18 protein-coding genes and 1 other annotated feature are annotated in these 21657 nt (G+C 44.2%); of the genes, 13 read left to right on the forward strand and 5 right to left on the reverse strand.

The genetic code is table 11. From position 1 onward, the window contains the following. The first annotated feature begins 275 nt into the window (after positions 1 to 275). The 5 genes from AB5026_RS00800 to AB5026_RS00820 all read left to right on the forward strand — a co-directional run bounded on the left by AB5026_RS00800 (position 276) and on the right by AB5026_RS00820 (position 4988). Positions 276 to 1271, forward strand: coding sequence for an ROK family protein (locus AB5026_RS00800; RefSeq protein ID WP_250789833.1), 996 nt, complete (start codon positions 276 to 278; stop codon positions 1269 to 1271). 402 nt (positions 1272 to 1673) lie between these two features. Then, positions 1674 to 2702, forward strand: a complete 1029-nt coding sequence (locus AB5026_RS00805; RefSeq protein ID WP_044962122.1) for a zinc-binding dehydrogenase — start codon at positions 1674 to 1676, stop codon at positions 2700 to 2702. Positions 2703 to 2711: 9 nt separating this feature from the next. Further along, positions 2712 to 3104, forward strand: coding sequence for a VOC family protein (locus AB5026_RS00810; protein ID WP_008369413.1), 393 nt, complete (start codon positions 2712 to 2714; stop codon positions 3102 to 3104). An 18-nt stretch (positions 3105 to 3122) separates the two neighbouring features. Continuing rightward, positions 3123 to 4487: an MFS transporter gene (locus tag AB5026_RS00815; protein ID WP_059086762.1), complete on the forward strand. Its 1365-nt coding sequence runs from the start codon at positions 3123 to 3125 to the stop codon at positions 4485 to 4487. 84 nt (positions 4488 to 4571) lie between these two features. Then, positions 4572 to 4988, forward strand: a complete 417-nt coding sequence (locus AB5026_RS00820) for a PfkB family carbohydrate kinase (RefSeq protein WP_288245244.1) — start codon at positions 4572 to 4574, stop codon at positions 4986 to 4988. Between the two features lie 97 nt (positions 4989 to 5085). On the opposite strand, the gene ilvN is transcribed toward AB5026_RS00820, so the two are convergent. The 3 genes from ilvN to AB5026_RS00835 form a co-directional block, all read right to left on the reverse strand. Then, on the reverse strand, positions 5086 to 5595 hold the full coding sequence (gene ilvN, locus AB5026_RS00825) for an acetolactate synthase small subunit (RefSeq protein ID WP_015526065.1): 510 nt from the start codon (positions 5593 to 5595) through the stop codon (positions 5086 to 5088). Between the two features lie 12 nt (positions 5596 to 5607). Continuing rightward, the gene (gene ilvB / locus AB5026_RS00830) at positions 5608 to 7326 is read right to left on the reverse strand and encodes a biosynthetic-type acetolactate synthase large subunit (RefSeq protein ID WP_288245215.1); all 1719 of its coding nucleotides are present in this window, start codon (positions 7324 to 7326) and stop codon (positions 5608 to 5610) included. A 100-nt stretch (positions 7327 to 7426) separates the two neighbouring features. Continuing rightward, positions 7427 to 7668 (reverse strand) — a binding site (T-box leader). A 183-nt stretch (positions 7669 to 7851) separates the two neighbouring features. After that, the gene (locus AB5026_RS00835) at positions 7852 to 9138 is read right to left on the reverse strand and encodes an HlyC/CorC family transporter (RefSeq protein ID WP_368212602.1); all 1287 of its coding nucleotides are present in this window, start codon (positions 9136 to 9138) and stop codon (positions 7852 to 7854) included. 232 nt (positions 9139 to 9370) lie between these two features. On the opposite strand from AB5026_RS00835, the gene AB5026_RS00840 reads away from it, so the two are divergent. The 5 genes from AB5026_RS00840 to AB5026_RS00860 all read left to right on the forward strand — a co-directional run bounded on the left by AB5026_RS00840 (position 9371) and on the right by AB5026_RS00860 (position 15227). Next, positions 9371 to 10069 (forward strand): ABC transporter ATP-binding protein, encoded by a 699-nt coding sequence (locus AB5026_RS00840; RefSeq protein ID WP_368212603.1) that lies wholly within the window; start codon positions 9371 to 9373, stop codon positions 10067 to 10069. 9 nt (positions 10070 to 10078) lie between these two features. Continuing rightward, positions 10079 to 12394: an FtsX-like permease family protein gene (locus tag AB5026_RS00845; RefSeq protein ID WP_368212604.1), complete on the forward strand. Its 2316-nt coding sequence runs from the start codon at positions 10079 to 10081 to the stop codon at positions 12392 to 12394. 265 nt (positions 12395 to 12659) lie between these two features. After that, positions 12660 to 13037, forward strand: coding sequence for a diacylglycerol kinase family protein (locus AB5026_RS00850; RefSeq protein ID WP_021652500.1), 378 nt, complete (start codon positions 12660 to 12662; stop codon positions 13035 to 13037). Between the two features lie 93 nt (positions 13038 to 13130). Beyond that, positions 13131 to 13556 (forward strand): phasin family protein, encoded by a 426-nt coding sequence (locus tag AB5026_RS00855; RefSeq protein ID WP_202031287.1) that lies wholly within the window; start codon positions 13131 to 13133, stop codon positions 13554 to 13556. 69 nt (positions 13557 to 13625) lie between these two features. Further along, a complete protein-coding gene (locus tag AB5026_RS00860; RefSeq protein ID WP_173745797.1) occupies positions 13626 to 15227 on the forward strand; it encodes an AarF/ABC1/UbiB kinase family protein in 1602 nt (533 codons plus the stop codon). Positions 15228 to 15370: 143 nt separating this feature from the next. On the opposite strand, the gene AB5026_RS00865 is transcribed toward AB5026_RS00860, so the two are convergent. Both AB5026_RS00865 and AB5026_RS00870 read right to left on the reverse strand, forming a co-directional pair. Next, positions 15371 to 16189: an AraC family ligand binding domain-containing protein gene (locus tag AB5026_RS00865; RefSeq protein ID WP_368212605.1), complete on the reverse strand. Its 819-nt coding sequence runs from the start codon at positions 16187 to 16189 to the stop codon at positions 15371 to 15373. Positions 16190 to 17201: 1012 nt separating this feature from the next. Next, positions 17202 to 17846 carry a YesL family protein gene (locus tag AB5026_RS00870; RefSeq protein WP_059086770.1) on the reverse strand — a complete coding sequence of 215 codons (645 nt, stop codon included), beginning with the start codon at positions 17844 to 17846 and terminating at the stop codon, positions 17202 to 17204. A 593-nt stretch (positions 17847 to 18439) separates the two neighbouring features. Here AB5026_RS00870 and AB5026_RS00875 point away from each other — a divergent pair. The 3 genes from AB5026_RS00875 (at position 18440) to AB5026_RS00885 (ending at position 21550) form a co-directional block, all read left to right on the forward strand. Continuing rightward, on the forward strand, positions 18440 to 19693 hold the full coding sequence (locus AB5026_RS00875; protein ID WP_195274713.1) for a sugar ABC transporter substrate-binding protein: 1254 nt from the start codon (positions 18440 to 18442) through the stop codon (positions 19691 to 19693). 99 nt (positions 19694 to 19792) lie between these two features. Beyond that, positions 19793 to 20695 (forward strand): carbohydrate ABC transporter permease, encoded by a 903-nt coding sequence (locus tag AB5026_RS00880; RefSeq protein WP_173723295.1) that lies wholly within the window; start codon positions 19793 to 19795, stop codon positions 20693 to 20695. 15 nt (positions 20696 to 20710) lie between these two features. Then, positions 20711 to 21550, forward strand: a complete 840-nt coding sequence (locus AB5026_RS00885) for a carbohydrate ABC transporter permease (RefSeq protein ID WP_173723293.1) — start codon at positions 20711 to 20713, stop codon at positions 21548 to 21550. Positions 21551 to 21657 lie beyond the last annotated feature (107 nt).

Genomic DNA, 21657 nt, shown 5'->3' on the forward strand with positions numbered 1-21657 from the left:
ACTGTGTAAGACATTGCAGTACCGTAAGGTGTTTGCCAATGCAGTAGTGGGAGAAGCAAGAATCCCCCTGCTTTAGCTGTGGGGAGTGTCAAAAAACATTGCTTTACAAGAAGAATAAAAAAGCATATAATTCTTTTATAATATATTTAATAAAAGAGGGTAAGAAAACGGAAAATAAAGATAAAAAAAATATAACAAGAAAAAGAATAATTAATTATGTGCTGAACAATCATGTTACATCCAAGGCGGGAATCGCAAAAGAGTTAAACTTGAGTATGCCGACTGTGTTAGCAAATGTGAATGACTTGTTAGAAAAAATGGTGTTGGAAGAAACTGGGGAATATGCTTCGACCGGTGGAAGAAAGGCAAAAAGTATAGGGATTAATAAGTCATACTGTCATGCAATGGGAATTTTGATTACAGCGAATCATATAGAAATGGTATTAGTAAATCTTGGAGATGAGATTATAAAAAAAGATCGCATCCGTTTAAAATTTACGGCAGAATTATCCTATTGTACAGAAGTGGCACAAAAGGTCAAAACTTTTCTTGAAGGCGAATTATCGAAGGATACGCTACTTGGGATTGGAGTGGCGATTCCGGGAATTATTGATCAGAAAGAACGGATCGTTTTAAAATCCCATGCTTTAGGTATAGAGAATTATAGTCTGCGCTTTTTAGAGCAGGCTTTGGAAATTCCAGTATATTTTGAAAACGATGCTAATGCTGCAATGCTTGCAGAAAAAAAGCAAAAGTATCCAAATGCGATATATCTGTCTTTGAACCACACCTTAGGAGGCGCATTCTGCATAGATGGAAAGCTGTTTCGAGGGCAGAACCAGAAAGCAGGTGAGTTTGGTCACATGATACTCGTTCCCGGTGGAAGAAAGTGTTATTGTGGTAAATCAGGATGTGCAGATGCATATTGTGCTGCAAGTGTACTGACACAAGATAACAGGCAGTCACTGGATGCATTTATGGAAAAAATTGAAAGTGGTGATGAAAAAAATTTGCAGACATGGAATGAGTATCTGGATCATCTTGCTGTTTTGATATCAAATCTGCGGATGGCATATGATATGGATATTATACTCGGAGGTGATGTGGGAGGTGTATTGTCAGATTATATGATACCACTGGGAGAAAAAGTGATGGCATATAATGGCTTTGAGCATGATGTTTCATACTTAAAAAATTGTTCGTATAAGAAAGAAGCGTCGGCTGTTGGAGCCGCGAAATACTTTTTTACAAAACATATGGCAGAATTGTAAATTTTTTGAACGCAGATAAGCAGTCCACCGCATCTGGTGCGCAGGGCGTCAAGCGTTGGGTAAGGGGATGTTCACTCTGTTGGAGTTAAAAGCTCCCACTGACAGGTTGCAAAGTGAATGCAGATGTCCGCTTTATATGTGTGAAAAACGAGAAGTTGTGTAAAATTAGAAAAAGATATTATAGTAAAAAACGGAAAGAAAACAGTAACTACGGTTTCCTTTCCGTTTTTTTTTATGTTAATTATGAAAAATATACAAAAAATATATTTTGAAATTATGAAATATATAAAAATATGAAAAAACATATTGACAAATTGTGTTTACATGGTAATAATATAATTACTTTGATAAAACATTTTATAAAACATAAAACAAAATAACATAAAAAAGGAGAAAACAGTTATGTTACAGCAGGTAATGACAAATCCAGGAGAAATTATTTTCAGAGAGGTTCCGGTTCCGGAGGTAAAGGAAAATCAGGTGTTGGTAAAGATTATGAATATTGGTGTTTGTGGATCAGATATTCATGTTTATCATGGAAAACATCCGTTTACAAAATATCCGGTAACACAGGGACATGAGGTTTCCGGTGAGATTACAGAACTTGGAAAAAATGTCACAGAGTTTCATGTGGGACAGAAGGTGACGATAGAGCCTCAGGTATATTGTGGACATTGCTATCCATGTCGTCATGGAAAGTATAATCTCTGTGAGGAATTAAAAGTAATGGGATTTCAGACGACAGGAACAGCATCTGAGTATTTTGCAGTGGATGCATCGAAAGTAACACCTATTCCAGAAGATATGTCCTATGAAGAAGGAGCTATGATCGAACCTCTTGCTGTGGCAGTTCATGGTGTAAAACAGATGGGCGATGTGGCTGGCATGAATATTGCAGTCCTTGGAGCAGGACCGATTGGAAATCTCGTGGCACAGGCAGCAAAAGGAATGGGGGCAGCGAAAGTGATGATCACAGATATCAGTGATCTTAGACTGGCAAAGGCAAAAGAATGTGGAATTGATGTGTGTGTGAATACCCAAAATAAAGACTTCGGTGAGGCAATGATCGAAGCATTTGGACCGGATAAGGCAGATGTGATCTACGACTGTGCCGGAAACAATATCACAATGGGACAGGCAATTAAATATGCAAGAAAAGGAAGCACGATCGTACTGGTGGCTGTTTTTGCAGGAATGGCAGAAGTAGATCTTGCAGTGGCAAATGACCACGAACTTGACATTAAGAGCACGATGATGTACCGCCATGATGATTACATAGATGGAATCAGACTGGTAAATGAGGGCAAAGTTCATTTGAAACCGCTCATCTCAAAGACATTTGCTTTTAAAGATTATCTGAAGGCGTACCAGTATATTGATGATAACCGCGAGACAACGATGAAAGTAATTATCAACGTCAGTGAAAAGTGAGGAGTTCGTATGGAAAATAAATATGGAATTGTCGGAGTTGCCCATGTCGGGCTTCCGACAAACGATTTGCAGAAAACAGTTGAGTTTTATAAGAGTCTTGGATTTGAAGTAATTATGCAGTCTTATAATGAAAAAGCAGGGGAAAAAGTGGCATTTTTACAGATAAAAAATTACTGTATAGAGACTTTTGAAAATGGGCAGGCGGCAATGTCAGACGGTGCATACCAACATGTTGCACTTGATGTGGAAGACATTGAAAGTATGTATCAGAAAATCTGCAATGAAAAATACACAATTATTACAGACGGAATCGAAGAACTGCCATTTTGGGAAAATGGTGTGAAGTTTTTTATGATCAAGGGACCAAATGAGGAAAGAATAGAGTTCTGTCAGAAACTCTGATAAAAATAGGAGGGACATATGGGAAGCGAAAACAAAAATGGAAAAGTACCGCTGATCAGTAAGATTGCATATGGGTTTGGTGATGTCGGATGTAATTTCAGCTGGATGTTCGTCAGTAATTTTCTGATGATATTTTATACAGACGTGTTCGGAATCAGTATGGCGGCTGTGTCAGCACTTATGCTTTTTTCAAGATTTTGGGATGCGATCAATGATCCAATCGTCGGGGGACTTACGGATAAAACAAAATCGAGATGGGGACGGTACCGTCCATGGCTGTTAGTAGCGGCACCAATTACAGCGATTCTTCTTGTTATGACATTCTGGGCAAGACCCGACTGGCCGCAGAATGGAAAGATCATTTATATGGTAATTACATATTGTCTGCTGGTTTTGGGGTATACCTGTGTGAATATTCCATATGGAACCTTGTGTGGTGCTATGACACAGGATATTGATGAACGTGCAAAAATAAATACATCCCGCTCGGTTGCAGCGATGATTGCAATTGGTGTGTTAAATATTATCACAGTTCCGCTGCTCAGCAAATTCGGCAGTCACAGTGCAAAGACAGGATATCTGACGGTGGCGGTCATATATGGATGTATTTTTACAGCCTGTCATTTCTTCTGCTTTGCGAAGACGAAAGAGGCAGTGATTACTCCGGAAAAAGAAAAAATTTCTGTAAAGATACAGTTGAAAGCAGTCATGCAGAACAGACCATATCTTCTTGCATTGGCAGGACAGATATTATTTGGATTTACATTATATGGTAGAAATGCAGATATTCTGTATTATTTTACATATGTGGAAGGGAATGCCTCCTACTACACAACTTATTCGATGTGCATCATTATTCCTTCTATCATCGGGGCAGCCTGTTTTCAACCATTATTCCGCAAGTTGAATAACAAAGGAAGAACAGCATCTCTCTTTGCTTTATTTACAGGAATTTCCATGTTGTCTATGTTTTTCTTCAATGCCAAAGAATCACCAGCTATTTTTTATGCATTATCTGGTCTCACACAGTTTTTCTTCTCTGGATTTAATACCGCAATCTATGCAATTATTCCAGACTGTGTGGAATATGGGGAGTGGAAAACCGGACTTAGAAATGACGGTTTTCAGTATGCATTTATTTCACTTGGAAATAAAATCGGAATGGCAGTTGGAACAGCACTTTTAGCAGGATTACTTGGAAAATATGGTTATATTGCAAATCAGACACAAAATGCAATTGTACTTTCAATTATGAAACATGCATTTACGACGATTCCGGGTGTACTGTGGATTGTGACTGCGGTTGTATTATTTTTCTACCGGTTAAATAAAAAACGTTATAACGAGATTGTAGAGGAACTGAAAAATGGAAGAAAAAGTTGATATCGTGGCATTGGGAGAGTTGCTTCCTATGATCCAAATTATCGCTCGTCTCTTTGGAAGAGCAAAGAGTATGCAGTGAAAAAAATGAGATCTGTCATAGAATTGGTAGATGTCATGAAGGTATCGGATGAAGAGAGTACTCTGTTGACAGAGGCGAAAAGTTATGAGCAGGCTGCAGATCAACTCCTTGCCATGGGACCAAAGCTGGTTGCTATTACATTGGGAGAACAGGGCGTTCTTATGGCAACAAAAAGCAGAAAAGAAATCATCAAAGCATTTCAGACACATGCGATCGACACGACTGGGGCAGGTGATTCATTCTGGGGAGGCGTATTATGCAGTATCCTTTCTATGAATAAGAATGTTGAAAAAATGGAATGGGAAGAAATCAAAAAGTGTGCTGTTTTGGGAAATGCAGTTGCTGGATTGTGTGTGCAAAAGAGAGGCGGAATCCCTGCGATTCCGACGAAAGAGGCAGCGCTTGAATTTATGCAGAAATAATGAATGTATATGAACAAACTCGGGGCTGTAAAAATCACGATTTATTAATCGTTAAAGCATCAGCCCCGTGTTTTTCTGTCGGAGTATTATTCAGCTTTTATCTCTCCATCATACTGATAGACTCAATTCCGACACTTCCGCCGCGGACAACTTCGATATGTTTGAACTCTTCTTTGATAAGCTTGATGACCGCGTCATTTTTGGTTGCGGTCTGGACGAATTCCAGAAGGAGGCTGTCTTTTCCATAGTCGATGACACGTGCCTTGAAAGTCTCAGCAATCTGGAAAAGTTCTACTTTATCTTCCGGGGAGCAGCCCTTTACCTTGATGTAAAGGATCTCCTTCATTCGAACGAACACGTCTGTAAAATCAATAACCTTGATCACCTCGATCATACGGTTCAGCTGTTTTTTGATCTGCTCAAAGGTTTCATCATCGCTGACTGTGGCGATGGTCATTCTGGAAACTGTTGGGTCCTCCGTGGTTCCAACAGTAAGACTGTCCAGGTTATAGGACTTTCCGGAGAAAAGACCGGAAATCTTGGAAAGAACACCGACCTGGTTTTCAACGTAGAGAGAGATCCATCTTTTTTTCATTCCTTTATCCATCATTCATTCCTCCTAACAATCCATGATCAGATCAGCCAGGGTGCCGCCCGGCTTGACCATCGGGTAAACCATTTCCTCCGGATCAATGATAAATTCGATGATCGTAGGAGTTTTTGTATTCTTCTTAGCCGCTTCGAAAGCAGCCGCAATCTGATCCTTCTCAGTTACGCGGATACCCTTTGCCCCATAGCTCTCTGCGAGACGGATGAAATCCGGTGTGTATTCCGGATATTCCTGACCGTCTGTGCGGCGGGAGAGTGCACCGGCCTTCAGATTTGTCATGGCGTAACGTTTTCCGTAGAAAAGCTTCTGCCACTGGCGGACCATTCCGAGATATTCATTATTAAAGATACAGCAGATGATCGGAAGCTCCTCCAGAACTGCGGTAGCCAGCTCCTGAATGTTCATCTGCATGCCGCCGTCACCGGAAACGGAGATGACCGGTGTGTCTGGATTACCGATCTTGGCACCGATAGCACCTGGAAGGCCGTAACCCATAGTTCCAAGTCCGCCGGACATGATCAGCTGACGGTTCTCGGTGATGTCTGCATACTGGCTCACCAGCATCTGATGTTGACCTACATCGGTAACAAGAATGGCCTTGTCAAACTGGCGGTTGATCTCGCCGATGATATCCAGCGGTCCCATAATACCACGGTCTTTCATGGTAAGAGGATGCTCTTCCTTCCATTCCTGGATCTGCTTCAGCCATTTGCCGGTATTACAGTCCTGTACATATTCATTCATTTTTGTTATTGCCTCTTTTGCATCGGCAACGATGGGGATGTCTACATGGATATTTCTGGAAATGGAAGCGGTGTCAATATCGATGTGGACGATCTGTGCATGTGGGGCAAATTCATGGAGCTTGCCTGTGATACGGTCGTTAAAACGGGTTCCGATGGAAAACAGAAGATCGCATTCATTCACGGCCATATTTGCGGCATAAGCGCCATGCATACCAAGATTTCCGATAAACAGAGGGTTCTTTGTGGAAATGGCGCCACGTCCCATGACGGTTGTGACAACCGGGATCTGAGTTTTCTCAACAACCTGGGTGAAAATCTCCTGCGCGCGGGAAATGATCACACCGCCGCCAGCAAGAAACAGAGGTTTTTTGGCCTTCTGCAGCATTTTGAGGGCACGCTTCAGCTGTCCGATATGCACGCTGGTGTTAGGCTTGTAGCCACGGATATTGACGGTCTTCGGATACTCAGCACTTCCCAGCTCGGCCATTACATCCTTTGGAAGGTCGATGAGAACCGGGCCTGGGCGTCCGGTGCGTGCGATATAGAAGGCTTCCTTGATGATACGTCCAAGATCCTCACGGTTGCGGACGGTAACACCGTATTTTGTGATGCTTCTGGTGATCCCGACAATATCAACCTCCTGGAACGCATCGTTTCCGATGAGGTGACGGGCAACCTGTCCGGTAAAGCATACAAGCGGAACACTGTCATAGTTGGCAGTTGCAAGACCTGTAACAAGGTTGGTAGCTCCGGGACCGCTGGTAACGAGACATACGCCAACCTTTCCGGTAGTTCTGGCATAGGCATCTGCTTCGTGTACAAGGGCCTGCTCGTGACGCGGCAGGATGATGTCAATGCCGTTCTGTTTATATAATTCATCGCTGATATCGATGGTGCAGGCACCAGGATAGCCGAACAGAACATCAACGCCTTCTTCTTTTAAGGCTTTTACAAGCAATTTGTTTCCGGAAATCTGTTTCATGAATTGGTTCCCTCCTTTGATGATGTGAAAAGTTAAGCAGATAAGGGCTGCCGCGAGAAATTTTTCCAATAAAAAAGTCCCGGCATATCGGATAAAATATGCTCAGGACGGATGATTCCGCGGTACCACCTGTTTTCAGAGGTAAAACTCTGCTCTCTGCCAGTACAAAATTATACTGCCTCCCTGTAACGTGGGAATGACGATGAAGCCTACTGCATGAAGATCCATGGTTCAGTCCACTGCTCGAGGGCTACTTCCACAGTTCAGTCACGAAGATTCTCACCGGCCATCTTCTCTCTGTGCATCCGGAGACTGTGTACTACTCCCTGTCATTGCATTTAGTAAATATGGATAAAAATTTTCTATCATTATAATATAAAATATCGGAACTGTCAATCAAAAATCCTGATGGCTCAACGGGTGAGCCGGGGATTACGATAACAGTTCCGATATGGATGATATTAAGTATTAAATATTTTTTCGGTACATCAGCTGTTTCTTGTTACGGAGCTGGAGCCTGCTTACTCAGGATTCGGTATTATCCCGTGTTTCAGGATTTTTTTCCGGAAGGTAGACATGCACTTTCTCGATACGGTTTTTATCCAGCTTTTCTACGATCAGACGGATTCCGTCTTCTGTGATCACTTCGTCACCGGCAACAGGCAGACGATCCAGATGTTCGATGATAAATCCACCCAGGGAATCATAATCCTCGGAATCCAGTTCCGTATCCAGATGATCATTTACGTCATCCAGATGCATGGAACCTTCGATGATATATTCCCGGTCGGAAATCTTCTGGACAAGCTCGTCCTCCTTCTCATCGTATTCGTCATGGATCTCACCCACGATCTCCTCCAGGATATCCTCCAGTGTGATCAGTCCGGCCATATCACCGTATTCATCCAGTACAATGGCAATGTTGAAGGTGGAGTCCTTCATTTCCACAAGAAGATCGGAAATGCTTTTTGTTTCGTAAGTGAAATGCGGCTTTCGGAGGAAATGATCGATAACAAATTCCTCATTTTTGTCGTAAAGAAGAAGATCCTTCATGTTGATGATTCCCACAATGTTGTTCTGGCTGTCCTTATAAACCGGCAGACGCGTGAACTTATCCTCGCGGAAAATATCGATCAGCTCATCATAGGTGGATTCCACATCCGCAAAGGTAACATGTACTCTTGGAACCATGATATCCTTGGCTGTGGCATCTCCAAGATCAAACACATTGTAGATCATTTCTTTTTCGTCGGATTCAATGACACCGTCCTCATGGCTGACGTCCACGATAGTACGAAGCTCCTCCTCGGTCATGGCCTTGCTGGCTGCATCCGGATCCACACGCATCAGGCGCATCACACCTCTTGAAAAGAGATTGATGATAAAGATCACCGGTGTCATGATAGTCATAAGAAATTTAAAGACCGGGATATAGCGGAGGGTGATCTTTTCAGAGTTAATGGTTGCGTAGTTCTTGGGGGTGATCTCACCGAAGATCAGGATCAGAACCGTCAGGATCACCGTCACGATGCTGACCATATAGCCGCCAAAGCTGTATGCAAGTGTGGTTGCAAGGGAAGAAGCTGAAATGTTTACAATGTTGTTTCCGATGAGAATCGCACTGAGAAGCTTGGGCGTCTGGTTCTCCAGGATATCGAGAGCCATGGCTGCACGCTTGTTTCCCTCGTCTGCAAGAGAGCGGAGACGGATCTTGTTTACCGACATCAGCGCGGTTTCGTTAGATGAGAAAAAGGCTGACAATGCCAGCAGAATAAGTAATATGATTATCTGGTAAGTGTCGCTGGGGTCCACTTTCAATATTCACTCCTTTAAAAATAAGATTATTTGGTTAAAAATATACAGATACTCCCACATTATATACGTTTTGACGGCTTTTGGCAAGAGCCGGACCGGTACAGCGCACATAGATATATGGAAAAAATACGAAAATAAGTCTGCTTCTTGACAAAAGAGTAAGCCCAGACTAACATATATGTATATTCATATATAAAGAAGAAATGTATAGGAATGGAAGGAGAGGTTTATGTTTCTGGAGATAAAAGAAATCAAAAAATCCTTCGGGGCAGGAGAGAGCCATGTAGATGTTCTGAAGGGGATCGATCTTGAGATTGAAAAGGGAGAATTTTGTGTGCTTCTGGGGCCGTCCGGTTCCGGGAAATCCACGCTGCTAAACATTATTGGCGGCATTGACGGAGCAGATGCAGGAAGCATTACCATTCAGGGAGAACAGCTGGAGGATATGAATGAAAAGAAGCTTTCCCTCTACCGCAGAAAACATCTGGGATATATTTTTCAGATGTATAATCTGATCCCCAATCTGACTGTGAGGGAGAATATTGAAGTTGGTGCTTATTTAAGTGACAGACCGCTGGATGTGGATGAACTGCTGGAGACACTGGGACTTTATGAACATCAGCGGAAGCTTCCGAACCAGCTCTCGGGAGGTCAGCAGCAGAGAACTGCTATTGGACGTGCCATTGTAAAAAATCCGGATATCCTGCTTTGTGATGAGCCTACCGGCGCTCTGGACTACAACACCTCCAAGGAAATCCTGAAGCTGATCGAAACAGTCAATCACAAATACGGAAATACTATAATCATGGTTACTCATAACGATGCCATCAAGGATATGGCAGACCGTGTGGTAAAGCTTCGTGACGGGATGATCCGCAGAAACTATCAGAATGAGCAGAAGATTCCGGCTGCTGACCTGGAATGGTAAGGGGGCATTATGAAGAATCCTTTACGTAAACGTATCCCCAGGGAACTGAAGGGGGAATTTGGAAAATATCTGGTGGTTTTCCTGCTGATGGTACTGACCATCGGGTTTGTGTCCGGCTTTCTGGTAGCCGATGGAAGCATGCTGAAGGCTTATAATGAGAGCTTTGATAAATATAACATCGAAAACGGAAATTTCCGTACTGCGGAAAAGATTTACAGTTCTCAGTGGAAGGGTATTGAAGCTGCCGGTGTTAAGCTTTATGAGAACTACTATATAGAAGAAGATCTGGATAACGGAAGCACCATGCGTTTTTTTAAAAACCGTGAGAAGGTGAATAAGGTCTGCCTGATGAAGGGAGAAATGCCGTCAGGGCAGGGCGAGATCGCCATTGACCGTATGTATGCGGATAACAACAGTCTTAAGGTAGGAGATACCCTGATCAGAGGTGAAAAATCCTGGAAGATCACAGGTCTGGTGGCACTTTCGGATTACAGTGCCCTGTTTCAGAATAATAATGATTCCATGTTTGATTCTGTAAAGTTTGGTGTGGCGATCGTAGCTCCGGAGGAATTTGAAAACCTGGATCAGGAAAAGCTCCGGTATAATTATGCATGGATATATGATCATCAGCCAAAGGACGAAAAAGAGGAGAAGAAGGTTTCCGAGGATCTCATGGAAGATATTGGCAAAGTGGTAGCTCTGGAAACCTTTGTCCCACGTTATCTTAACCAGGCGATCATTTTCACCGGTGATGATATGGGCGGAGACAGGGCAATGGTCATCACGCTTCTTTATATTGTGATCGTGATCATGGCTTTTGTGTTTGGAATTACCATCAGCAATACGATCCGAAAGGAAGCCGGTGTTATCGGTACGTTACGTGCATCCGGTTATACCAGGCGGGAGCTGATCCTTCATTATATGACGCTTCCGGTTCTGGTCACGCTGGCCGGTGCCTTGATCGGAAATATTCTTGGATATACCGTATTTAAGGGTGTATGTGCAGACATGTATTACGGGAGCTATAGTCTGCCGACTTATGTGACAGTATGGAATGCAGATGCCTTTCTTCTGACAACTGTAGTTCCGGTCATCATTATGATACTGATCGATCATGCAGTGCTCTGGTACCGCCTGAAGCTTTCGCCTCTGAAGTTCCTGAGAAGGGATTTTTCCGGGAAAAGACAGAAACGCGCGGTGTATTTAAGTCCGAAGATCGGAATTTTTTCCAGGTTTCGCCTCCGGGTGATCTTTCAGAATGTCAGCAATTATCTGGTGCTGTTTGTGGGAGTCATTTTTGCAAATTTGCTGCTGTTTTTCGGCATGCTCCTGCCGTCTACGCTGGATCATTATCAGATGGAGATCCAGGAGAATATGCTGGCGAAATACCAGTACATACTTTCGGTTCCGGCAAGTGCCTATTCTGGGAATAAAGAGGATGCCATGAATTCTCTTCTGGAATATTATACGGATATCAGAACGGACAATAAAGATGCGGAAAAATTTTCTGCGTATTCTTTGAATACCATGCCTGGTAAATATAAAAGTGAGGAGATCGCTTTTTACGGTGTGGAGCCTGACAGCCGGTATATCCAGGCGGATCTTTCGGGAGACGGTGTTTATATTTCCAGTGCCTATGCGGACAAATTCCGGATCAAGGAGGGCGACACCATAACTCTGAAGGAAAAATACGAGAAGGATGAGTATTCCTTTAAAGTAGATGGAATCTATGATTATGCGGCAAGCCTCTGTGTATTTATGGAAAGAGATAAACTGAATGAGGCGTTTGATCTTGGAGATGATTATTTTGGAGGATATTTCTCTGATACAGAGATCCGAGACATCCCTTCAAAATATATCGGCTCTGTTATTGATCTGGAAGCTCTTACAAAAATATCCAGGCAGCTGGATGTCTCCATGGGAGATATGATGGGAATGATGTATGGATTTTCCGTGATCATTTTCCTGGTGGTGATCTATCTGCTTTCCAAGGTCATCATCGAAAAAAATGCCCAGTCGATTTCCATGACCAAGATCCTGGGCTATACAAATGGTGAGATCAGCCGTTTGTATATACTTTCCACATCACTTGTGGTGGTGTTCTGCCTGCTGTTAAGCCTTCCGGTTGAACGGCAGATCATGGAAGTGCTGTTCCGCGAGATGATGCTTTCCAGTATTTCGGGATGGATCACCATGTGGGTGGATCCCATGATCTATGTGAAAATGACAGCGATCGGAATCGCAGCCTATGCAGTGGTAGCAGTGCTGGAATTCCGGAGGATCCGTCATGTGCCCATGGATGAAGCACTGAAAAATGTGGAATAATATGTGACATCTGTATATATATCCGGAAAAATAATTCAGGATATCCGGAAATTTTACAGAATATGCAACAGGATCAGGAGTATGTGTGGTTTAACTGAGTGCGGATGCTTTTATCCGCTTGAACAGTTGTCTGTGAATAACCACATATACTCCTTAAATATTCATAAATTTTCCGGAATACTGGAAATATTACTACAAACTTGTTATAATAATCCCATACTTCCCGTTGGAGGGAATAATTCAAACAGGAAATCAGGTGAGGAACATGGCAGGCAGAAAGAAGGATCCGCTGTATAAAAGCTTCGGATATGCGTTTCAGGGGATTTTTACCTGCATCCGCAAGGAAAGAAATATGAAGATCCACTGTATGGTGGCAGCGCTTGTGGTGATCGCAGGACTGATCCTTGGGATTTCCGTGACAGAGTGGTGTATCTGCCTGGGGCTGTTCGGAATGGTGATGGCGCTTGAGCTGGTGAATACGGCAGTGGAAGCTGTTGTGGATCTGGTCACAGAGGAACGTCACCCACTGGCAAAGATCGCCAAGGACACAGCGGCCGGAGCAGTACTGATCGCAGCGATCATGGCAGCGATCGTCGGACTGATCATTTTTGTTCCCAAGGGACTTGCTTTTCTGGGAATATGACAGGAACAGAAAACTTTTGTTTCAGGATAGGGTCTTGTCGGACTGTGGTGTGATGGTCCGGCAGCTGCCGGTTTCAGGAAAGGAGAAAATATTATGGAATTAGGTGAAGGACTGAAGAAAATTTTATTGGTGGGTATTGGTACAGCAGCAGTGACAGCAGAGAAATCCAAAGAAATCCTGGATGAACTGGTAAAAAAGGGTGAGCTTACGGTTGAACAGGGTAAGGTTCTTAATCAGGAGCTGAAGCATAACATCAAATCAACAGTTAAGACAGCTGCTGATTCTGTAAAGGAATCTGCAGCCAGAAAGAATGATCAGGAAGAACTGAAGGCAACGATTTCCAGGCTGACACCGGAGCAGCTGGCTGCTGTGAAGGCGCAGATCGAGCACATGCAGGCCGAGGCTGCTGAGGAGAAAGCCGAGACAGCAGAAGAACCGGCAGAGGAATCTGTACAGGAAGCTTCTGCGGAAACAGAAAATGCAGAAGATACCGGGAGCGAAGAACAGGCAGCAGAGTAACCGACTGCGGATCGCAAATATCCGCTTGACTAAACGACAACGCAGACGAAGCAGTAAATGGAGAAGTTTATGGGCAGAGAAGAAAAGGAGAAAAAAGAGAAAGGCGGATATGGAGAACGGCTGAGAGAGATCACAGCCGTTCTGAAAAAACATGCCATTACCCGGGGTGTTTCTCCTGAGAAGCTCCGGCTCATACTGGAAGATCTGGGCCCAACTTATATTAAGTTGGGTCAGATCATGTCTCTTCGTTCCGATATTCTGCCGAAACGCTACTGTGACGAGCTGATGAAGCTCTGCTCTGATGTACCACCGATGCCTTTTTCCCAGGTGATCGAGGTACTGGAAGAGTCCATGGGCTGTCCGTGGCAGGCAGAATTTCAGCATATTGAGCAGAAACCTCTGGGAGCAGCATCGATTGCCCAGGTGCATCGGGCCACGCTGAAAACAGGTGACGAGGTTGTGATCAAGGTTCAGCGAAAGGGAATCTATGAGACCATGGCCAGGGATATCGGCCTGATGCATAAAGCAGTGCGCCTGATGCCGCCGGTGAGCATTAAGGGCATGGTGGATCTGAACATGGTTTTAAGTGAACTGTGGACTGTGACCCAGGAGGAAATGAATTTCCTGACAGAAGCTGCAAATATGGCAGAATTTGCAAAAAAGAACAAAGATGTGGCTTTTGTGAAAGTACCGATTCTCTACCGTGAGTATATTTCGCCGCATATTCTTGTGATGGAATATATTGACGGTTTTGCCGTCAATGACAAGGCTGCGCTTCTGGCCAATGGTTATGATCTTAATGAGGTCGGAACGAAATATGTGGATAATTTCATCAAACAGGTGATGGAGGATGGCTTTTTCCATGCGGATCCCCATCCGGGAAACGTGCGGATCCAGGATGGAAAGATCGTCTGGATCGATATGGGAATGATGGGACGGCTTACAGAGCACGATCGTCAGCTGATCGCAGAAGCTATTGAAGGGGTTGCCATGAACAACATCGGCAAGATCCAGGATGCGGTCCTGGCTCTTGGGGAGTTTAAAGGCAAACCGGATTCCAGCAAGCTTTATGAGGATCTCCGCGGACTTATGGAGAAATACGGTACTGCGGATATGGGGAACATTGATGTGGCTGAAGTGATGGTGGACCTGATGGAGGTCATGAAAGAAAATAAGATCATGATGCCTCACGGACTGACTATGCTTGCAAGGGGGCTGACTCATGTGGAGGGGGTTCTGGCTGAGATATGTCCGGACATCAATATGACACAGATTGCTGCGGCAAGGCTCAAGGAGCAGCTGTTCAGCAACGGGAACTGGAAGCGTGAGATAAAAAAAGAAGGAAAAAATCTTGCCTGGTCCCTGAAACGTGCAGTGGATATTCCTTCTCTGGCGGCGGATTTCCTTCAGGGCTGTATGAAGGGGCAGACAAAGATCAATCTGGATCTTCATGCCTCGGATGATCTGGCGTGGCTTTTGCGGCGGCTGGTGCGGAATATTGTGATGGGGCTGTGGGTGATGGCACTTCTGATCAGTTCCAGCATTATCTGTACTACGGATATGAAACCAAAGCTGTGGGGGATTCCGGCGTTGGGCGCCTTTGGTTATGTGTTTGCTTTTATTATTGTTTTGTATGTGTTTATCAAGCATTTCTTTTCAGGAAAAAAATAAAAGACGGAGATCATTTGCAGAGTCTGCGGGATGGTTTCCGTCTTTTTTTGCTGTTATGGAATTGTTTCGGTCTGCTGTTATAACTGCGATTAGGAGCTATCATCTTCCGACCGGCTGGTAAAGGACGGAGTGCGGGTGTCTGGTCAGGTGTAGATGGTTCCGCTGTAGGCTTTGCGGAATTCCTTTGGGGTGTAGCCGGTTCCCTGGCGGAAGTAGTTGCAGAAGGAGGGAGCGTCCCGGAAGCCGCAGGAGAGAGCTGCTTCTGTGATGGTGCAGGAGGAGGAGCAGAGAAGCTGGGTTGCCATCTGGAGGCGGTGTTTCAGGAGATATTGTTTTGGGGAGATGTTTTCATGTTCCATGAAGATTCGGTAAAGATAGGAACGGTCGATTCCTACGTAGTGTGCCACGTCTGAGATCTGGATGGGGTAGGCATAGTTGTTTCTGATGTATTCGGAGGCTTTCTGAAAGTACAGGTTTGAGATGTCGGTCCTGCTTTCGGAGGGCTTTTTTTGCATGTCGGATAGTATCAGGAGGAGGTTTCCTGTGGAGGCAAGGTCGTTTCCGTTGTTTTCGGAAAAGGTGTCAAGTAGGCTTTGCATGTGGGTGAGGAGGCTGTTTTGCCGGGAGGGTGTTTCCGGGGTGAAGATTGGGGTGTCGGAAAATACGGTTTGTTTCAGGATTTCTTTGCAGGCGGAGCCGTCAAAGCCTGCCCAGGCATAACTCCAGGGTTCGGAGCTGTCAGCGCGGTAGTAGATGGAGTCCATGGGGCGGATGAGAAAGGCGTCGCCTGCTTTCAGATGGTAGGTGTGGCCGCTGCACTGGTAGATGCCTTTGCCGTGGAAGATCACGTGGAGAAGGTAGTGTGGGCGCATGGCCGGGCCGAAGGAGTGGTTCGGACCGCAGTCTTCCTGGCCGCAGAAGTAGACGGAGAGGGTGTGCTGTGGGTTGGGTTCTTTTTTCATTTGGTTGGGCCTCCTGTTTTTTGTTATGCAGCAAAAACTAAATGTAATTTTGGGTTACAAAATGGGGTGGATGTTGTATGAGATGATTATACAATATTGGGGTGGGGAGGGCAATGGGAAAGGGGGAAAGGGGACGCCCGTGAGGCGTGTGCTGTCTGTCACCGGGGCTTCGTCGGGGGCTGGCTTCTAAGGCGCCGGAATTCTGCTAAAACCGCTTCAAAAATTCTCGAACTCGCGTCTGAAGCCGCTCAGACAGCGAGAATTTTTGAAGCAACGCAGATTTCCGCCGCCTAAGAAGCAGCTCCCCTCCTGCAGAGTCCGGTGACAGACAGCACACGCCTCACGGGCTGGCTTTTCAGGGCGGAAGGGATAGAGTGGCGATGGCGGGAGGGATTACAGGTGAGGAGGGAGCAGATAGCATCTGATTCCTCCTGTAAAAATTCTGGATTATCGGAGGGATTACAAGTAAGGAGAGAGCAGATAGGAAAATGAGTAGACGGAGTGGGAATTTGGTTCAGAGTGGGAAGTGAGGTGGTTTCCCGGGAGTTGGATGGGTCATCAGCGCTGCGCTGGATGACTGGGACGAAAGGCTGAGTTTCCCTGTGGCCTGCCGGGGAAGAATGGGTCGAGGCGCTTCGCTGTCGACTTGGAGGTGAGTTGTTGTGGTAATGTATTGGCGCTGGGGCGAGATGTGATATTGATATTGTAGAATACATCGGCATCCTCATCGGCATAGCGCAGCATTATCAATACCGTAGAATACATCGGCATCCTCATCGGCATAGCGCAGCATCATCAATACCGTAGAATACATCGCCGTGCCAATACACTAACACATTCCCACAGTGTACGACAATATAGCGTGCCCGGAAAGGGGGAGCGCGAGGGGGAAAAACGGGCTTCGCAACTCTGAGTGCTTTCCCCCTCGCAGATTTCCTCCGCTTTGAAAAGCGAAAATACTATATCTAAAAATACTATATCTAAATAAATAACAATTTTCCCAAGCTTTTCATCACAAAAGCGAAATATCCTCCTCCGGAGGAAGCAGCTTTTTAAAAAATCGATACAACAGCATCGAATTTATAAAAGCTACAAGTCCAAATCCAAAGAAAAACCAGCAGCATGCGTAAAGTGGCTGCAGCTTTGCATCGAGATATGTCATATACAATGGAAAGATCGTGATCACCGCAATGGCGATCGTTGTGGGGAAATGCATAAATGCCAGCAGAAATGCATTTCTGCAAAGTGCCCCCAGTGTATTGGCAAAGGTTGCGATTACCGGGAATATGTATAAAGTAAAAATTATCAGCAAAGTCAGAACCCCCACAGAAAGATAAAACAGCATATGTGCAGCGCTTCCTTCTGCATGGAGCAGAAAGCGGATATTCAGGATGATCATGGTTCCGGCAGCAAGGATCAGCAGCCATATGATCAGTGACTGTTTGAAGTTTTCCTTAAAAGCTCTGAAAAATGTTTTCGTTGTGCCGTTGTTATTCCCTTTTACTGTACGCATCATGCAGTGATAAAGGGCAGTTAGTGACGGCCCAATGGTGATCACGGGGATGCAGCAGAGAATAAAAAGAAGATTGGCGATCACGATGTCACCCAGCTTGTTGAGAAATACATGGACGACATTATCTTCATTTAAAAGATTCATAACGAAATACCTCCTTATATAGAAATGTAGAAATGAAAACAGACCATATGGGAAAAGTCCGATACAGCTAATCTTAGCATAGTTTTTGATTGTGTGTAAAGAGAGGGGACGCAGATAAGTATCAGCACGGTTTATGGGACTGTATAAAAAAACATGGAACTTTGCGTGCACATGTGAAAATGATGGCACGCATGGAATTATGTTAGGAAAGGAAAATTGTGTTTTTTGGAAAATGACATTTATACATGTGCTGAGTTAGTAAAAACATACAAAAACAGATATGTAAAAATGTTGGTTTTGCTACAAGGAAATAAATGGGTGCCAAAATATGCTCATAAATAGTGAAAAATATGAAAATATATGTAATAAATGAAAGAAAACATGTAAAAATGACGAATAATTAACTAAGTATGAACAAAAAATGGATAAAATGAATAAAAAGTAACATTTTTCCATGTTGAAATGACAATAATCCATTTATCATTTTTCCATGTGCAATTATAATAATATCAACGGTCAGGGACGTGAAAAAATATAAAAACTGACCAAAAGAAAGAGGGAAAATAAGAAAGATTTAAAAGGAGGAAGAAGTTATGAATTTCAAAAGAGTAGCAGCATTATTGTTAGCAGGTGCCATGGTAATGACAGCAGTTCCGGTATATGCAAAAGGTGACGATGTTACACTTTCCGTATCCATCTGGGACACCAATCAGGAGCCGGGAATCAAAGAAATTCTCGCAGACTTCACAGAGAAGACAGGAATCAAGACAGAGATCTCCGTTGTTAAATGGGATGAGTACTGGACAATGCTTGAGGCCGGTGCACAGGGTGGTTCCCTTCCGGACGTATTCTGGATGCACTCCAATGAGAGTGAGAGATACATGTCCAACGATATGCTTCTTGATCTGACCGACAAGATCAAAGACAGCGATCTGATCGATCCGGAGAACTATCCGGAGGATATCTGGGGCCTGTATACATACGATGACAAATATTTTGCAGTACCGAAGGACGTAGATACCATCGCTCTCTGGTACAACAAGACATTATTTGATGAGGCAGGACTTGATTATCCGACAGCTGACTGGACATGGGATGATGTTACAGAGGCAGCTAAGAAGCTTACTAAGGATGACGGTTCCCAGTATGGTCTCGGAATGAGAAATGATAACAACCAGGCTGGATACTACAACCTGATCTATGATAACGGCGGACACATCATCAGTGATGACAAGACAAAATCCGGCTGGGATGATGAGAAGACGATCGCAGCTATGCAGACATTGGAAGGATGGATCAAGGATGGCGTGATCCCGTCTCTTGAGACAATGTCCGAGAACAACGAGGACGTACTTTTCGAGGCTGGTAAGATCGCTATGACATGCCAGGGCTCCTGGATGATTTCAGCATTTAAAGAGAATGAGTACACAGCAGCGAACTGTGATTGTGTAGAGCTTCCTAAGAACGCTGAGACAGGCAGAAGAGCTTCCGTATACAACGGACTTGGATGGGCAGCATCTGCTTCCGGTGAGCACACAGACGAAGCTTGGCAGCTGATCGAGTACCTCGGATCCAAAGAGGCTCAGGAGAAACAGGCTGAGCTTGGTGTTACAATGAGTGCATACAAAGATACATCTGATGCATGGGCTAAATCCGCAGACTTCAACCTTCAGGCTTATCTGAACATGATGGATGACATGGAGATCCGTCCATACTCCAAATCTACTGTAACATGGGAGAACGAGGACAACGAGATCCTTAAGGGCGTATACACAGGCGACATCACAATGGAAGAGGCTTGCAAGCAGATGGCTGATCAGATGAACGAGAAGCTGGCTGAGGAGTAAGCATTAAGAAACACCGATAATTAAGTGCAGTAATGAGAGGGGCCGCCGCACTCAGGTGCAGCGGCCTCATACATAGAAGGAATAGAAGGAGTGATTCTTATGGCTAAAACTACCAAGTCACAGGCACGGACAAAGAGAGAGCGCAGTGAGTTCCTCTGGGGCTGGCTGTTTATTCTCCCAACAACCATCGGATTGATCGTATTGAACATCATTCCGATCTTCCAGACTATTTACCAGAGCTTTTTCAAAACAGGAGATTTTGGTAAAGGAAATATCTTTATCGGTTTACAGAACTATCAGAAGGTTTTTGCAGATAAAGAGATCTGGCAGGCACTGATCAACACATTCAAATATGCGATCGTGGAGGTTCCTTTTTCCATTGTCATCGCACTTGTTCTTGCAGTACTTCTTAACAGAAAGATGAAGGGCCGTTCTATTTACAGAACCATCATCTTCCTTCCGATGGTAGCAGCTCCGGCAGCGGTAGCCATGGTATGGAGATGGCTGTTCAACTCTGATTATGGTCTTATCAATAACGTTTTCCATGTTCATGTAAACTGGGTTTCTGATCCGAAAATTGCAGTATTTTCCGTTGCGATCATCGGTGTATGGTCTATCATCGGTTACAATATGGTTCTTTTTCTGGCAGGACTTCAGGAAATTCCGAGAGATTATTATGAAGCGGCAGAGATTGACGGAGCTACAGGTGTGAATGCATTCTTCAGCATTACGATTCCGCTTCTGTCGCCAACTATTTTCTTTGTACTTGTTACACGTGTAATTGGATCCCTGCAGGTATTCGACCTGATCTATATGGTTATTGACAAGTCAAACCCGGCACTTACCAAGACTCAGTCACTGGTTTATCTGTTCTATAAATATGCATTTATCAATAAGAACATGGGATACGGCGCTACGATCGTAGTAGTACTTCTTATTATCACCATGATCCTGACAGTATTCCAGATGATCGGTCAGAAGAAATGGGTATTCTACAACTAAAAAGGGGGATTAACCATGGATAGTATGGAAACAAAAAAGAAATTAACCACTATTTTAATACATGTCATACTGATCATTGTGTCCATAACGATGCTTGTGCCATTTATCTGGATGATCCTGACAGCTTTTAAAACTGTAACGGAAGCAACATCTGTAGATCCTTTCACCATTTTCCCGAAAATATGGAGAAAAGACGCATTTATTTCTGTTATCAATAATATGAACTTCCTGCTTCTGTACAAGAATACACTGCTTCTGATCTTCTTCCGAGTAGTGTGTGCGGTTCTTACAGCAACTATGGCAGGTTATGCATTTGGACGACTGAACTTCAAGGGTCGTGATCTCTGCTTTAGTCTTGTACTGTTCCAGATGATGGTTCCGGTACAGATCTTCATCATCCCGCAGTACCTGATGGTCAGCAAGATGGGTATGCTGAATACGATCTTTGCCCTTGTATTCCCAGGTATGGTCACTGCGTTCGGTACTTTCCTTCTGAGACAGGGATACATGGGACTGCCGAAGGATCTGGAGGAGGCTGCCAGACTTGATGGATGTAACATCGGTCAGACCTTCCTTTACATCATGGCACCACTTACAAGATCCAGTATGGTTGCACTTGGAATTTTCACAGCTGTATTCGCATTCAAAGACCTGATGTGGCCGATGATCGTTAATACAGATAAGGATATGCTGGTACTTTCTTCCGCACTTGCAAAGATGCAGGGCCAGTATGTATCCAAATTCCCGGAACTGATGGCTGCATCTCTGATCGCCTGCATTCCGATGATCGTGATCTACATGATCTTCCAGAAACAGTTTATCGAAGGTATTGCTACCAGCGGTGGAAAACTGTAATCAGAAATATTACATAAGGTAATACAAGACCGCTGACAATGTATATAACTGAGGATTTGGTTATTGAGGTTGTCAGCGGTATTTTTATCGAAGCAAATGTCAAAATG

Origin of the sequence: Blautia sp. RTP21359st1_E11_RTP21359_211015 (genome assembly GCF_040910705.1) — a bacterium.
In the GTDB taxonomy this organism is placed as follows: Bacteria; Bacillota; Clostridia; order Lachnospirales; family Lachnospiraceae; genus Blautia_A; species Blautia_A fusiformis.